The sequence below is a fragment of the Stenotrophomonas sp. YJH_SMC_79 genome (genome assembly GCF_059367995.1).
In genome coordinates this window covers 1397376-1411844 of the sequence record NZ_JCAFRK010000001.1, presented here as the reverse complement: position 1 = coordinate 1411844, position 14469 = coordinate 1397376, and the positions used below count along the sequence as shown (strand labels likewise).

Sequence of the window (14469 nt, the reverse complement as noted above, 5' to 3'; positions counted from 1 at the left end):
GCTGGTCTCGGAAATCGACCGCGTCGCCAAGCAGTCGGACTTCAACGGCACCAAGCTGCTGGACGGCACGTTCTCCAGCCAGCTGTTCCAGGTCGGCGCCAATGCCGGCCAGGCCATCGCCATCGACAAGACCATCGATGCGAAAGCGGGTTCGCTCGGCACCTCGACCTTCGCAAGCGGTGCAACTGACGTACTGGCCGCCAGTACCGACGGCTCGCGCATTACCGGCAAGGTAATGGGCGTGGACATCGGCACCGTCGAGATCAAGGCCGGCGCCACCACTGCCGACGCGTCCAAGGCTGTCGCCACGGCGATCAACGCAAAGATCGGCGAAGCCGGCCTCTATGCCGAGGCGAATGCCGACGGCTCGATGAAACTGACCTCGGTGAAGGAAGGCAAGGCCGTCGTCGCTGCCGACATCGCGCTTGAGCGCAGCGATCTGACCGCCGCGACCGGCGTGTGGAGCGCGAAGACCGCAGCCGGTGCTTACACCGCTGGCACCGCCACCGCCGCCAACGTGCAGAAGCTGGACGTGAGCACGGTGCTTGGTGCACAGCAGGCGATGGAAGTGGTCGACAAGGCCCTGGGTGCGATCAACAGCACCCGTGCCGACCTCGGCGCGATCCAGAACCGCTTCACCTCGGTCGTGGCCAACCTGCAGACCTCGTCGGAAAACCTGTCGGCGTCTCGCAGCCGCATCAAGGACACCGACTTCGCCAAGGAAACCGCTGAGCTGACCCGCACCCAGATCCTGCAGCAGGCCGGTACGGCCATGCTGGCCCAGGCCAACCAGGTGCCGCAGGGCGTGCTCAGCCTGCTGCGCTGATCCACGGCAAGAAGGCGCCGCTACCGTCGGATCGAACCGACGGTAGCGGCAACCCGGAAGGCACGGTGCACGAAGGCGCGGGCCATGCCCGGCCCGGGATCGCTCCCGAACCGGCTTGGCATCGCCCGCCCCTGCGGACCTCTCTTTCAGCGCTGTACCTTTGACTGTACGTACCGGGCGGCTTCGTCTCCCCCCGATTGTCAGTAGCCTGATCCCTCCCCTGCCTTGGGGGAGGGTTTTTTGCAGACTCCCGGCAGCCTGCGGTGATTCCACCCGCACCCTGCCCCAACCCTCCTGCAAACCGCGTGCCAGATCCGCCGCCAGACAACTGGCACGGCGCATGCATCAACGAAGTCCTCAAGACCCAGCGGCGCAGGCCGCTATTTTCGTTGACGACGGGCCACCGCACGGCGGCCAGGCCCGGATACCAGGAGAATCACATGGCAAGCTTTGGATACGGTGGCATTGGCTCGGGGCTCAACATCTCGGACATCGTCAACCAGCTGGTCGCAGCCGACCGCAAGCCCGCCGACAATGCGCTGAACCTGCAGCAGTCCAAGGCCAAGATGCAGCTGTCGTCGATCGGCACCGTCACTTCGGCCTTCGACAAGCTGAAGACTGCACTGACCGCACTGAAGGCCACCACCGCCTTCGATACCCGCACGGTGACCGCCACCGGCAAGGCGCAGCCCGCCAACACCGACGACGTGCTGACGGCCTCGGTGGCGCTGTACGACCTGGGCACGACCAAGGCAGCAGCCTCCAATGGCACGCATCAGGTGGAGGTGAAATCCCTTGCCACCGCACACAAGCTGATTGCCAATACCTCGGTGGGGAAGACCGACACCTTCGGCGCCGGAACCTTGACGCTGACCGTTGGTGTGGGCGACAAGGCAAAGACGATGAAGGTCGAGGTGGAAGCCGGCGATACGCTGACCACCGTGCGCAACAAGATCGACGCCGCAGGCCGCAAAGAAGGCGTGCAGGCGACCTTGATCGCCTCGGGCGACAACCAGTACCTGTCGATCGCCCAGGAAAAGACCGGTGCCGCCAATGCCATCAAGCTCGAGTACGGCGGCAGCGACCCGAAACTGAGCGCACTGGTGGGCAGCCTGCAGGAAAACACCGCGGCAGCCGATGCCGAGCTGACCATCGATGGCGTCACGGTGGTCAGCGCCAGCAACACCGTGGCCGATGCCGTGCCGGGCCTGACCCTGAACCTCAAGGTCAAGGGCAAGAGCACCGTCGTGATCAGCACCGATACCACTGCAGCCACCAAGGTGATGCAGGAGTTCGTGACCGCCTACAACGCAGCAATCGCGGCGATCAACACCGAGACCAAGTACGACGCCAAGACCAAGGAAGCCGCCACGCTGACCGGCGACGCGCAGATGCGTGGTGCCTCCAGCCAGTTGCGCTCGGTGATGTCGGGCGTGTTGAAGGAGCTGTCCGCCGATGGCCTGGACCCGAAGACGCTGGGACTGCAGACGCGCGGCTATCCCAACGCTGACGGCAGCCTGGTGCTGGACGCCACCAAGTTTGCCGCCGCGCTGGCCAGCCAGCCCGAGAAGATCCGCTCGGCGATCACCGGCGACACCGGTGGTGCCGGCACGCTGTACACCATGGTCGACGGCTACGTCAGCACCACGGTCGGCAAGGAAGGCGCCTTCGTCGCCCGCACCAAGGGCCTCAACACCACGCTGGACAACATCGACAAGCGCCGCAAGGACCTCGACACGCGCATGAAGAACGTGGAAGAGCGCTACAAGAAGCAGTTCATCGCGCTGGACAGCCTGATGGGCAAGCTGCAGCAGAGCAATACGTCGCTGCAGCAGCAGCTGGCACAGCTGAACCGCTAAAGGACGGCGTACAACGCTCAAGTTTGGCGTGCAACGCACCGATAACGGACGCAACAGCAATCAACGCCGCACCGCCGGCAACGGTCCCCACGACCTGCCGGCGGCACCCAGCGCAAGGAGAATCACGAATGTACGGTTCCAGCCGTCAATATGCCGAGCAGTACCGCCAGGTGGGAGTGACCAGTGCGGTTGCCGACGCCGATCCGCACAAGCTGGTGGCGATGCTGCTGGCCGGCGCGCTGGAGCGCGTGCGGCGCGCCCTGGCCAGCCTCGAGCGTGGCGACCAGGCCGGCAAGGGCAAGGCGATCGGTGAGGTCTGCGCGATCGTCGGCCACCTCAATGGCTCGCTGGATCATGAGGCCGGCGGTGAAATCGCCGGAAATCTGTCGGCACTCTACGACTACGTGCTGCAGCGCCTGACCGAGGCCAACCTGCACAACGACCGTGCCGCCCTCGACGAATCCCTGCAGCTGCTGGGCGAGATCGACAGCGCCTGGAATGCAATCCCGATGGAACAGCGCCGCCCGGCCGCGGTGGCACCATGAGCCTGCACGAACTGCACGCCCAGCTGGACGCCTTCGAAAAGGCCCTGGGCGAAGATGCGCTCGACCAGGCCGACAGCCTGCTCGATGGCCACGACAGCACGCTGCATGCCCTGCTCAGCCAGCCGCTGACCGTGGACGACCACGCCCCCCTCAGTGCGCTGTTCGAGCGCCAGCAGAACCTGCTGGGCCTGCTGCGCCAGCGCCGCGATGCAGTGGCTGCACTGATGAATGACGGCCAACGCTCTCTTCGCGCGGCGCATGCCTACCTGCAGGCAGAATCGCTGGCATGACCCAACTGCCGACAACGTCGCTGCACCATCCCGCCGAAAGCGAGCTGTTCGACGAAACGCTCAGCTGCGAGCTTGCACTACCCGCCGAATTCCAGGCAGGCAGTGGCGCCGGCCGTACCGGCAGTGCCGAGGGCCTGCTGCGCAGCCTGGCCCTGGTTGAAGACAGCCGCGTTGACGAGCATGACGACCGCAATGAAGCCAGCCTGCAATTGCAGCGGCTGGAGGCGAAGCTGGATCTGGCGATGGTGTTGCTTGGCCGACTGGTCCGCCAGCAGGTCCAGGAACTGACCCTGCGCCCGGTGCGCTGGTCGCGTCGTGGGATACGCCTGCAACTGGGCCCGCGCAGTGGCGCCAGCCCCGGCCAGGCGGGCCTGGTGCGCCTGCAGCCCAGCGACTGGCTGCCCGACCATATCGACCTGCCGGTGGAAGTGATTGCCGAAGCGGCCGATGGCGGCGGCGGCCACTACCTGTGGCTGCGCTTCCAGCGCCTTGGCGACGGCCTGGAAATGGCCATGGAACGCCACCTGTTCCGCCTCCACCGACGCCAGGTGGCCGAGGCACGCCGGGCGCGCTGAAACCTGCCACCATCACGCTTGGCGGGCAAGCCTTGGCGCGCCCGTTCAGCTAAGTTAAGGTGGACTCCCCTACACGGACCTGCTGCGTGCCTGTGCGAGTTCTCATCGTCGACGATCACACCCTGGTCCGCGCCGGCCTGGCGCGGCTTCTGCAGGGGTTTGCCGACGTGCAGCTGGTGGCGGAGGCCAGCAACGCCGAGCAGGCGCTGCAGCTGGCCCTGCAGCACGCACCGGACGTGGTGCTGATGGACCTGTCACTGCCGGGCCGTACGGGCCTGGAAGCGCTCAGCGATATCCGGCTGCGCGCGCCCGGTACCCGGGTTGTGATGATGACCATGCATGACGATGCCGCGCACGTGCGCGATGCACTTGACCGCGGCGCGGTCGGGTTCGTGGTCAAGGACGCGGCGCCGCAGGAACTGGAACTGGCGCTTCGTGCGGCGCATGCTGGCCAGGTGTTCCTGAGCCCGCAGATCTCCGCCAAGATGCTGGCACCGATGCTCGGCCGCGAGAAACCCACCGGCATCGCCGCACTGTCGCCACGCCAGCGCGAGATCCTGCGCCGCATCGGCAAGGGCGAGAGCAACAAGGAAATCGCCGCCGACCTCGGCATCAGCGTCAAGACGGTGGAAACCCACCGCGCACGCATGATGGAATCACTGGGCTGCCGTCGCGCCAACGATCTGCTGCTGCTGGCTGCGCGCCACCAGCACGAGCTGGAGTGATTGCCTGCGAATGAGGTCAGCGCTGCACCGGCGACGAATTCCCGTCACCCTGACACGCCCCGACAGGAATCCGTACACGGCGCAGCCGGATCAACCCTGCACTCGCACCGGAAATCAGCAACTTAGCGGCGATCATCGTCAACATTCCGCGTCAATGTAGGGAATTCCCCCACACCCTGTCAGGACATTCACGAAGCCCCTCAGGAACCCCCTGATTCCGCCCTCGCCGGATCAAAAGCAAGATGCGTTCCACAAGGCGCCGGGGAGCGGTGCCGGGGAACCACGATGAAGGCTGCACTCTCGACCCAGCTGGGCCAACAACTTCACCTCACCCCGCAGCTGCTGCAGTCGATCCGGCTGCTGCAGCTCGATGGCCTGCACCTGGAACAGGAAATCCAGCGACTGCTGGACTCCAACCCGCTGCTGGAGATCGAAGAGGCCGAAGCGCCGGCCGCCGATGCCACCGAGGTCGCCGCCACCACGCTGGAGACGGCTGCGTTCGATGAGCTCCCGGAGTCCTCGATGTGGGACGTGGCCGGTACCAGCTGGCAGGACGGCGACGATGATCGCATGGCGCGCATCGCCGCCGGCGAATCGACCGACCCGCAGCTGCGCGTGCTGCAGCGCCTGTCGCTGGACATGGACGATCGCCAGCTGGCTGTCGCAGCATTCTGGCTCGATCACTGCGACGAGGCCGGCTACCTGCAGGCACCGCTGGACCAGCTGCAGTTGCTGGCCAGCGCCCAGTTCGACATCGCTGCCGACGGCGTCGAAGCCATCCGCCAGCAGCTGCTGCACGGTGAACCGGCCGGCATGGCCGCGCAGGACCTGCGCGAGGGCCTGCAGGCGCAGCTGCGCAGCCTGCACGGCGTGGTACCTGCCCGCCACCTGGCCACGCGCATCCTGGACGGCGCGCTCGATGCGCTTGCCGCACATGATTACCCCGCCCTCGCCCGCCAGCACGACGCCGAAATCGACGACGTGCGCGAAGCGGTACGCCTGATCCTGTCGCTGCAGCCACGCCCGGGCGACAGCCTGCTGCCGGAACGCAATGCCGTTGTGGTTCCGGACGTGGTCGCCTGGCACGCCGATGGCCAGTGGAAGGTGGCATTGAACCCGACGACCAGCCGCCGCGTCTCCATCAACAGCCAGTACGAACAGGCCCTGGCAGAGACCAGCGAGGCCGCCCCGGCACTGCGCGAAATGCTGCAGGAAGCGCGCTGGTTCAGCCGCGGCCTGTCGATGCGCTACGACACCCTGCTGCGCACCGCGCGGGTGATCGTCGAGCGCCAGGCCGCGTTCCTGGTGCGTGGCGAGGAAGCCATGGCGCCGTTGACCCTGAAGGAAGTGGCCGAAGAAATCGGCATGCACGAATCCACCGTTTCGCGCATCACCACCGGCAAGTTCCTGCAGACCCCGCGCGGCACCTTCGAACTGAAGCACTTCTTCGCCGTGCGCCTGGAGGGCGCCAGCGTCTCCGGCCAGGCCGTGAAGGCCATGGTCCGTCGCCTGATCGACGCCGAACCGGCCGGTCGGCCGCTGGCCGACGAGGCCATCGCCGGCCTGCTGTCGCGCCAGGGGGTGAACATTGCCCGCCGAACCGTCGCAAAATACCGAGAACAACTGGACATCGCCCCGGCCCGTGAACGGCGCCGGCTCGGCGCCAGGCAACCGCTGTTGGCCCGGGTGGGCTGAAAAGGATGTTGGACATGAACAAGCTCACGGTCCTGCTGGTCGATGACCACGAGGGCTTCATCAATGCGGCGATGCGCCACTTCCGCAAGATCGACTGGCTGCAGATCGTCGGCAGCGCCGGCAACGGCCTGGAAGCGATCGAGCGTTCGGAAACGCTGCGCCCGCAGGTCGTATTGATGGATCTGGCAATGCCGGAGATGGGTGGCCTGCAGGCCACCCGCCTGATCAAGTCGCAGGACGATGCACCGTACATCGTGATCGCCAGCCACTTCGACGATGCCGAGCACCGCGAGCATGCACTGCGTGCCGGTGCCGACAATTTCGTCAGCAAGCTGTCCTACATCCAGGAAGTCATGCCGATCCTGGAAGGCCTCAGGGAGGAACAGTCGTGAGCGAATCGCGCATCCTGGTGCTGGACAACGACGCCGTGCGTGCAGAGCGCACCGTTGCCCTGCTGGAATTCATGGACTTCAACCCGCGCTGGGTCTCCGACGCGGCCGACTTCGATCTGGGCCGGCAGCGCCAGAACGATTGGATGGCGGTGATCGTCGGCTGCCTGGACGACAACGCGGCCAGCACTGCACTCTACAACTGGCTGGGCGGCAGCAGCTTGCCACCGCCGGTGCTGCTGGCCGATGGTGATGCCTCTGCATTCGCGCAGCAGCACGGCCTGCACGAAGCCAATATCTGGCCGCTTGAAACACCACTGCGCCACGCGCAGATGGAAGCCCTTCTGCGCCGCGCCAGCCTCAAGCGCCTGGACGCCGAGCACCAGGCCGGCGCCGCGCAGGATCAAGGCCCGACCGGCAACGGCGCGGCGGTGACTGCGTTGCGCACCATGATCGAGCAGGTGGCCGCATTCGATACCACCGTGCTGGTGCTGGGTGAATCCGGTACCGGCAAGGAAGTGGTATCGCGTGCAATCCATCAGCGCTCGCCGCGTCGTGACGGCCCGTTCGTGGCGATCAACTGCGGCGCCATTCCGGCCGACCTGCTGGAAAGCGAACTGTTCGGCCACGAAAAGGGTGCCTTCACCGGCGCACTGACCGCCCGCAAGGGACGTTTCGAAATGGCCGAGGGCGGCACCCTGCTGCTCGACGAAATCGGCGACATGAGCCTGCCGATGCAGGTGAAGCTGCTGCGCGTGCTGCAGGAGCGCAGTTTCGAGCGCGTGGGTGGCAACCAGACCATCCGCTGCAACGTGCGCGTGGTGGCCGCGACCCACCGCGATCTGGAAACGCGCATCGCCGAAGGCAAGTTCCGCGAGGATCTGTTCTACCGCCTGAACGTGTTCCCGATTGAAGTGCCCGCGTTGCGCGAGCGTCGCGAGGACCTGCCGGCACTGGTGGAGACCATCGCCGCGCAGCTGGCCCGCACCGGCCGTGGCGAAGTGCGCTTCACCCCGGAAGCCTTGCAGGCACTGGCCGGCTACGAATGGCCGGGCAACGTGCGCGAGCTGACCAACCTGGTCGAGCGCCTGGCGGTGCTGCACCCGGGTGGCTCGGTACGCGTGCAGGACCTGCCGGCCCGCTACCGTGGCGATGCGGCACTGGCCGCCGTCGCTGCGCCGGCACCGGCACAGCCCGCCGCCAGCGAAGAGCGACTGGACCTGCGCAGCTTCTCGTTCCACACACCCGGCAGCGGTAACCAGCCGGCGCTGGAACACGGCATCGCCGTCAATCGCCCGGCGGCACCGGCCGCACTGCCCGACGAGGGCATGGACCTGCGCAACCACATGGCCAGCATCGAACTGGGCCTGATAAACGAAGCACTGGAACGCACCCAGGGCGTGGTCGCCCACGCCGCCCAGCTGCTCGGCCTGCGCCGCACCACCCTGGTGGAAAAGCTGCGCAAGTACGGCATCGAGCGCGAGCAGGCCGAACTGGCCGGCTGACGCGCGTCACCAGCATGAAGGGGGCACGAACGCCTGGGCTTGCCCGGGCGTTGGTGTTTTTTTGGGGCGCGCCACTGCGTGACGCCAGTAGATCCACGCCGTGCGTGGATAGAGACCGCAACCGCGCGCTGACAACGCCGCCCATTTGCACAAATTCCTACAGACAACGTTGCCGCGCTCCGGAGGATGAAGTGGACCTCCTAACGAGGCTCCACCATGCAACGCATCACCCTGCTCGCCGCCCTGCTGTTCCCGGCACTCGCCACCGCCGCCCACTGCACCCTGCCCGCCACGCTCGACCAGCGCCAGTTCACCAACCTCAGCGACCCGCTGTACGCCCCCGACAACCCCAACGCCGGGCGCATGGTCCAGGTCAGCTTCGCCGGTAGCCAGTACGTGCTGGACATCCTCGGCACCGACACCCGCATCGGCGGCGAATACCGCTACCAGCGTCTGGCCCCGCACATCGCGGAAATCGAGATGGTCGAAAGCCACCCCGCCGGCCCCGCCCGCTACACCCTGCTGCTGACCTGCCAGACCGACCGCCAGGGCCGCTTCATCTACACCCAGCACGACGGCCCCATCGCACCGCGCCAACGCCAGAATTCCGGCCACTGGGCCCTGCAGCCGTAGGACAGAAAACCGACGCCGGTTAAATGGCGCCTCCAATGGGGTCAGAGCGTGTCGACCAAGGTCGACACCCACCAGAGCAGGATGCCGTCCTGACAGATCGCGGAGGTCTGTCGAAGGCGGGGTGGGTCCGGTTGCGGGGGTGTCCGCGGCATGGATGCCGCGGCCAAGCCCCCAGGGACGGGTTTACGGCGTCCCCCGTAACCGGACCCACCCCGCCACCCCACGGATACCACGCCGTTGACGTTGACGTTGATTCGGCGGGTGCAGGGCGCAGCCCTGCCAGCACACCCCACACCCTCACTTCACTGAATCGAAAACCGGTTTCGGCACGGCACTTGCACTGGCTCCAGCAGACAACCCCATCCCTGTTTCTGGAACCGTTGCAGATGTCCCACTCCGTCACTTCGATCCTTTCGCAGATCCGCTCCTATCAGACCCAGATGGGACAGCCGGCGCTCAACCCGCTGGGCGAAACGCCGCGCAGCAACGCCCTGCCGGGCACGGTGCTGGACGCGCCGCAGGCCCAGCCGGCCAGCTTCACCGAAACCCTGCGTGGTGCGATTGCCGGCGTCAACGATGCGCAACAGAAGTCCGGCGCCCTCGCCAAAGCCTTCGAAATGGGCGACCCCAGCGCCGACCTGGCCAAGGTGATGGTCGCCTCGCAGCAGTCCCAGATCGCCTTCCGCGCCACCGTGGAAGTCCGCAACCGTCTCGTCCAGGCTTACCAGGACGTGATGAACATGCCGCTGTAAGGAACATTGACGCATGGCACTGACGCTCTCCAAGGACAGCCTGAACGCCGAGAAGGCCGGGCAATGGTTCGACCGCCTGCAGAGTCTGCAGATCACCCGTCGGCTGGGCCTGATGGCGATGATCGCGGTGGCGGTGGCGGCAGGCCTGTCCGTGTTCTTCTGGTCGCAGAAGCCGGGCATGGTCCCGCTGTACACCGGCCTGGACCAGAAGGCGACCGCTGAAGCGACCGACCTGCTGCGCGCCGCACAGATTCCGTTCGCGCTCGATCCCGCCACCGGCGGCATCACCGTGCCGGAAAAGAACCTGCACGACGCCCGCCTGAAGCTGGCCGGCTCCGGCCTGACCGACAGCGGCAAGCTCGGCTTCGAGCTGATGGAGCGCGACCCCGGCTTCGGCGTCAGCCAGTTCGTGGAAAGCGCGCGCTACCAGCACGCGCTGGAAACCGAGCTGTCGCGCACCATCAACACGCTGCGCCCGGTGCGGGATTCGCGCGTGCACCTGGCCATTCCCAAGCCCAGCGCCTTCACCCGCCAGCGCGATGTCGCCAGTGCTTCGGTGACCCTGGAACTGCGCGGCGGCCAGCAGCTGGAACGCAGCCAGGTGGACGCCATCGTGCACATGGTTGCGGCCAGCATCCCGGATCTCGCCCCGGAACGGGTCACCGTGGTCGACCAGAGCGGGCGCATGCTCAGCATCACCGACCCCAACAGCGAGGCGGCGGTCAACGCGGCCCAGTTCGAACAGGTGCGCCGCCAGGAAACCTCGTTCAACCAGCGCATCCGCGAACTGCTGGAACCGATGACCGGCCCCGGCCGGGTCAACCCGGAAGTGAGCGTGGACATGGATTTCTCGGTGACCGAGGAAGCCCGCGAGCTCTATAACGGCGAGCCGCAGAAGCTGCGCAGCGAGCAGATGAGCGAGAACACCACCAGCACCCCGGGCCCGCAGGGCGTGCCGGGCGCGACCAGCAACAGCCCGCCGGGCCAGCAGGCCGCACCGGCCACCGCACAGACCCCGACCGAAAGCAGCAAGAACGCCACCCGCAACTACGAGCTGGACCGCACCCTGCAGCACACCCGCCAACCGGCCGGCCGCATCAAGCGCGTCTCGGTGGCGGTGCTGGTCGACAACGTGCCGCGCGCAGGTGCCAACGGCAAGGTTGCCCCGCAGCCGCTGTCGGCCGCCGAACTGACCCGCGTCGAGGCGCTGGTGAAGCAGGCCGTCGGCTTCAACGCCGAGCGCGGCGATACCGTGTCGGTGATGAATGCCCCGTTCGTGCGGGATACCACGCCGGTCGAAGGCCCGGCCTGGTGGGAACTGCCGTGGGTGCACGATGCCGGCCGCATGCTGCTCGGCGCGGTGGTGGTGCTGGCGCTGCTGTTCGGCGTGCTGCGCCCAGCGCTGCGTGCCATCACCGGCCAGAACAAGAAGAACGACGAGCACGCACTGGAACCGCATACCGCGGACGTGCAGCTGGTGGATGACGATGGCACCCCGCTGCCGGCGCTGGGCGCCGACCGGGCCAGCCTGGCCGGACCAGACGCACTGGCCCTGCCGGTGGATTCATATGAGGAACGACTGCGGATGGCGCGTGAAGCCGTGAAGACCGACTCCAAGCGCGTGGCCCAGGTGGTCAAGGGCTGGGTGGCCAATGACTGAGCCGCAATTGACCGGCGTGCAGCGCGCGGCCGTACTGCTGCTGTCCCTGGGTGAGTTGGACGCGGCCGAGGTGCTGCGCCACATGGAACCCAAGGAAGTGCAGAAGATCGGCATCGCCATGGCCACCATGACCGACATCACCCGCGAGCAGGTGGAACGGGTGATGGACCAGTTCGGCCAGGAGCTGGGTTCGAAGACCTCGCTGGGCGTGGGCTCGGACGACTACATCCGCAACATGCTGGTGCAGGCACTGGGCAGCGAGAAGGCCGGCAACCTGATCGACCGCATCCTGCTTGGCCGCAATACCACCGGCCTGGACGCACTGAAGTGGATGGACCCGCGCGCGGTGGCCGACCTGGTGCGCAACGAACACCCGCAGATCATCGCCATCGTGATGGCGCACCTGGAAACCGACCAGGCTGCCGACGCGCTGAAGCTGCTGCCCGACCGCACCCGCGTCGACGTGCTGCTGCGCATCGCCACCCTCGACGGCATTCCGCCGAACGCACTCAATGAACTCAACGAGATCATGGAGCGCCAGTTTGCCGGCAACCAGAACCTGAAGTCGTCCAACATCGGCGGCGTGCAGTGCGCGGCCAACATCCTGAACTTCATGGACAGCGGCCAGGACCAGGCGATCCTGGGCGAGATCGCGCGTATCGACGCGCCATTGAGCAACCGCATCCAGGACCTGATGTTCGTGTTCGACGATCTGGTCGATCTGGACGATCGCGAAATGCAGCTGGTACTGCGCGAAGTGAGCGGCGAGCGCCTGGGCCTGGCCCTGCGCGGCGCCGACATCAAGGTGCGCGACAAGATCACCCGCAACATGTCGCAGCGCGCGGCCGAGATCCTGCTGGAAGACATGGAGGCCCGTGGCCCGGTGCGCCTGTCCGACGTGGAGGGCGCGCAGCGCGAGATCCTGGCCATCGTCAAGCGCATGGCCGATGAAGGCACCGTCACCATCGGTGGCAGCGCGGAGGCCATGCTGTGAGCAACGTCGTGCGCTGGCTTGCCCCGGACCTGCTGGCCCAGCCCGAACCGGCGCTGGATCAGGAGGATGCGTTCGAACTCACCGAGCCGGACCCGGAACACGAGCCGGAGCCACCGCTTCAGCTGCCGACCCTGGAGGAGATCCAGGCGATCCAGGACAGCGCGGAGAAGGAAGGCTTCCAGCACGGCCATGCCGACGGTTATGGCCAGGGCCAGGCCGAGGTACGTCGCCTCGCTGCGCAGATCGAGGGCATCCTCGACAACTTCAGCCGGCCGCTGGTGCGGCTGGAAAATGAAGTGGTGGGTGCGCTCGGCGAGTTGGCCGTGCGCATTGCCGGTGCGCTGGTCGGGCGTGCCTACGAGGCCGACCCTGCGCTGTTGGCGCAGCTGGTCGGTGAGGCGATCGACGCAGTCGGCGGCAGCACCCGCGAAGTCGAAGTGCGCCTGCACCCGGACGACATCGCTGCCCTTGCCCCCCTGCTGAACCTCTCGCCGCAGCAACGACTGGTGCCCGACACCAGCCTCAGCCGCGGCGACCTGCGCGTGCACGCCGAAGCCGTGCGCATCGACGGCACCCTGGAAGCCCGCCTGCGTGGCGCGCTGGATGCAGTGATCCGCCAGACCGGAGCAGGCGCATGACGCCCGAATCGCAGCCAGCACCACCGCCGGCCGACTGGGCCGTGGCCCGCAACCTGCGCCTGGCCCGTCGCCTCGACGGTCTGCGCGTGGATACCGCGCATGGTCGTGGCCTGATCCGCGAGGGCGTGCTGCGCCGCGCGGTCGGGCTGACCCTGGAAGCGGTTGGCTGCGAGGCGCCGCTGGGCGCCAGCTGCAAAGTGGAAGTGGTCGACGGCGGCTGGGTCGATGCCGAAGTGGTGGGCTTCGCCGGCGAGCGCACGTACCTGATGCCCAGTGCCGAGCTTCACGGCCTGTTGCCCAACGCCCGCGTGGTGCCGTCGGCACGCCGCGGCGGCGTGGAAGTGGGCGAAGGCCTGCTTGGCCGGGTCATCGACAGCGATGGCGTGCCACTGGACGGCAAGGGTCCGATCCGCGCCGAAGGCCACGTCGGCATGGCCGGCGTCTCGATCAATCCGCTGGCACGTGAACCGATCACCCAGCCGCTGGACGTGGGCGTGCGCGCGATCAACGCGCTGCTGCCGATCGGCCGTGGCCAGCGCGTGGGCCTGTTCGCCGGTTCCGGCGTCGGCAAGTCCACGCTGCTCGGCATGATGACCCGCTACACGGCCGCCGACGTGATCGTGGTCGGCCTGATCGGTGAGCGAGGCCGCGAAGTGCGCGACTTCGTCGAGACCACGCTGGGCGAAGAAGGCCTGCGCCGCGCTGTGGTCGTGGCCAGCCCCGCCGACCGACCGCCACTGGCGCGCCTGCACGGCGCCTACCGTGCCACCGCCATCGCCGAGTGGTTCCGCGACCAGGGACTGAACGTGCTGCTGCTGATGGACTCGCTGACCCGCTTTGCCCAGGCACAGCGCGAAATCGGCCTGTCGGTCGGCGAGCCGCCGACAACCCGCGGCTACCCGCCGTCGGTGTTCGCCAAGCTGCCGGCGTTGGTCGAACGCGCCGGCAACGGCGCCAAGGGGCGTGGTTCGATCACGGCGTTCTACACCGTGCTGACCGAGGGCGACGATCCGCAGGATCCGATCGCCGATGCGGCACGCGCGATCCTCGATGGTCACATCCTGCTCTCTCGACGCGTCGCCGACAGCGGTCTGTACCCGGCCATCGACGTCGAATCGTCGGTCAGCCGCGTGGTCACGGAAATCGCTGACGAACCGTGGCGCCTGCGCATCCGCAAGTTGAAGCGACTGGTCTCGGCCTACTCGGCCAACCGTGACCTGATCGCGATCGGTGCTTACCAGCGCGGCAACGACGCGGCCACCGACGAAGCCCTGGAACGCTGGCCGGAAATCATGGAGTTCCTCGGCCAGGACGTTGCCAGGGCCGCAGATCTCCCGCACAGCCAGGCGGCACTGCAGCGCCTGGTGGAACAAGAGAGTTAAG

The 14469-nt window shown here is 67.2% G+C and carries 15 protein-coding genes; all 15 read left to right on the top strand.

The features are described 5' to 3' along the window. Nucleotides 1–826 (top strand): flagellin (locus AC5P57_RS06900; RefSeq protein ID WP_495219513.1); only part of this gene is annotated, 826 nt, incomplete at its 5' end. 440 nt (nt 827–1266) lie between these two features. Next, complete coding sequence (fliD, locus tag AC5P57_RS06895) at nt 1267–2685, top strand: flagellar filament capping protein FliD (protein WP_099552279.1); 1419 nt, start codon at nt 1267–1269, stop codon at nt 2683–2685. 128 nt (nt 2686–2813) lie between these two features. After that, complete coding sequence (fliS, locus tag AC5P57_RS06890) at nt 2814–3230, top strand: flagellar export chaperone FliS (RefSeq protein ID WP_049448908.1); 417 nt, start codon at nt 2814–2816, stop codon at nt 3228–3230. Further along, the gene (locus tag AC5P57_RS06885; RefSeq protein WP_099552280.1) at nt 3227–3520 is read left to right on the top strand and encodes a hypothetical protein; all 294 of its coding nucleotides are present in this window, start codon (nt 3227–3229) and stop codon (nt 3518–3520) included. The genes fliS and AC5P57_RS06885 overlap by 4 nt, the downstream gene beginning before the upstream one ends. Continuing rightward, on the top strand, nt 3517–4095 hold the full coding sequence (locus AC5P57_RS06880) for a PilZ domain-containing protein (RefSeq protein WP_262235170.1): 579 nt from the start codon (nt 3517–3519) through the stop codon (nt 4093–4095). Before AC5P57_RS06885 ends, AC5P57_RS06880 begins: the two co-directional genes overlap by 4 nt. 92 nt (nt 4096–4187) lie before the next feature. Beyond that, nucleotides 4188–4820, top strand: a complete 633-nt coding sequence (locus AC5P57_RS06875) for a response regulator (protein ID WP_005413261.1) — start codon at nt 4188–4190, stop codon at nt 4818–4820. 285 nt (nt 4821–5105) lie between these two features. Continuing rightward, nucleotides 5106–6515, top strand: coding sequence for an RNA polymerase factor sigma-54 (rpoN, locus tag AC5P57_RS06870; RefSeq protein WP_099552282.1), 1410 nt, complete (start codon nt 5106–5108; stop codon nt 6513–6515). A 14-nt stretch (nt 6516–6529) separates the two neighbouring features. Next, nucleotides 6530–6907, top strand: a complete 378-nt coding sequence (locus tag AC5P57_RS06865; RefSeq protein ID WP_005409556.1) for a response regulator — start codon at nt 6530–6532, stop codon at nt 6905–6907. Further along, on the top strand, nt 6904–8409 hold the full coding sequence (locus AC5P57_RS06860; protein WP_099552283.1) for a sigma-54 dependent transcriptional regulator: 1506 nt from the start codon (nt 6904–6906) through the stop codon (nt 8407–8409). The genes AC5P57_RS06865 and AC5P57_RS06860 overlap by 4 nt, the downstream gene beginning before the upstream one ends. A 216-nt stretch (nt 8410–8625) precedes the next feature. Further along, entirely contained in the window at nt 8626–9042 is a 417-nt protein-coding gene (locus AC5P57_RS06855; RefSeq protein WP_142805921.1) for a hypothetical protein, read from the top strand. 386 nt (nt 9043–9428) lie between these two features. Continuing rightward, nucleotides 9429–9794, top strand: coding sequence for a flagellar hook-basal body complex protein FliE (gene fliE / locus AC5P57_RS06850; RefSeq protein WP_005409552.1), 366 nt, complete (start codon nt 9429–9431; stop codon nt 9792–9794). Nucleotides 9795–9807: 13 nt separating this feature from the next. Further along, nucleotides 9808–11454, top strand: a complete 1647-nt coding sequence (gene fliF, locus AC5P57_RS06845; protein ID WP_099552057.1) for a flagellar basal-body MS-ring/collar protein FliF — start codon at nt 9808–9810, stop codon at nt 11452–11454. 7 nt (nt 11455–11461) lie between these two features. Then, complete coding sequence (gene fliG, locus AC5P57_RS06840) at nt 11462–12448, top strand: flagellar motor switch protein FliG (RefSeq protein WP_024958226.1); 987 nt, start codon at nt 11462–11464, stop codon at nt 12446–12448. Further along, complete coding sequence (locus tag AC5P57_RS06835) at nt 12445–13086, top strand: FliH/SctL family protein (RefSeq protein WP_099552058.1); 642 nt, start codon at nt 12445–12447, stop codon at nt 13084–13086. Before fliG ends, AC5P57_RS06835 begins: the two co-directional genes overlap by 4 nt. Further along, nucleotides 13083–14468, top strand: a complete 1386-nt coding sequence (locus tag AC5P57_RS06830; RefSeq protein ID WP_099552059.1) for a FliI/YscN family ATPase — start codon at nt 13083–13085, stop codon at nt 14466–14468. Before AC5P57_RS06835 ends, AC5P57_RS06830 begins: the two co-directional genes overlap by 4 nt. The last annotated feature ends 1 nt before the right edge of the window (nt 14469 follow it).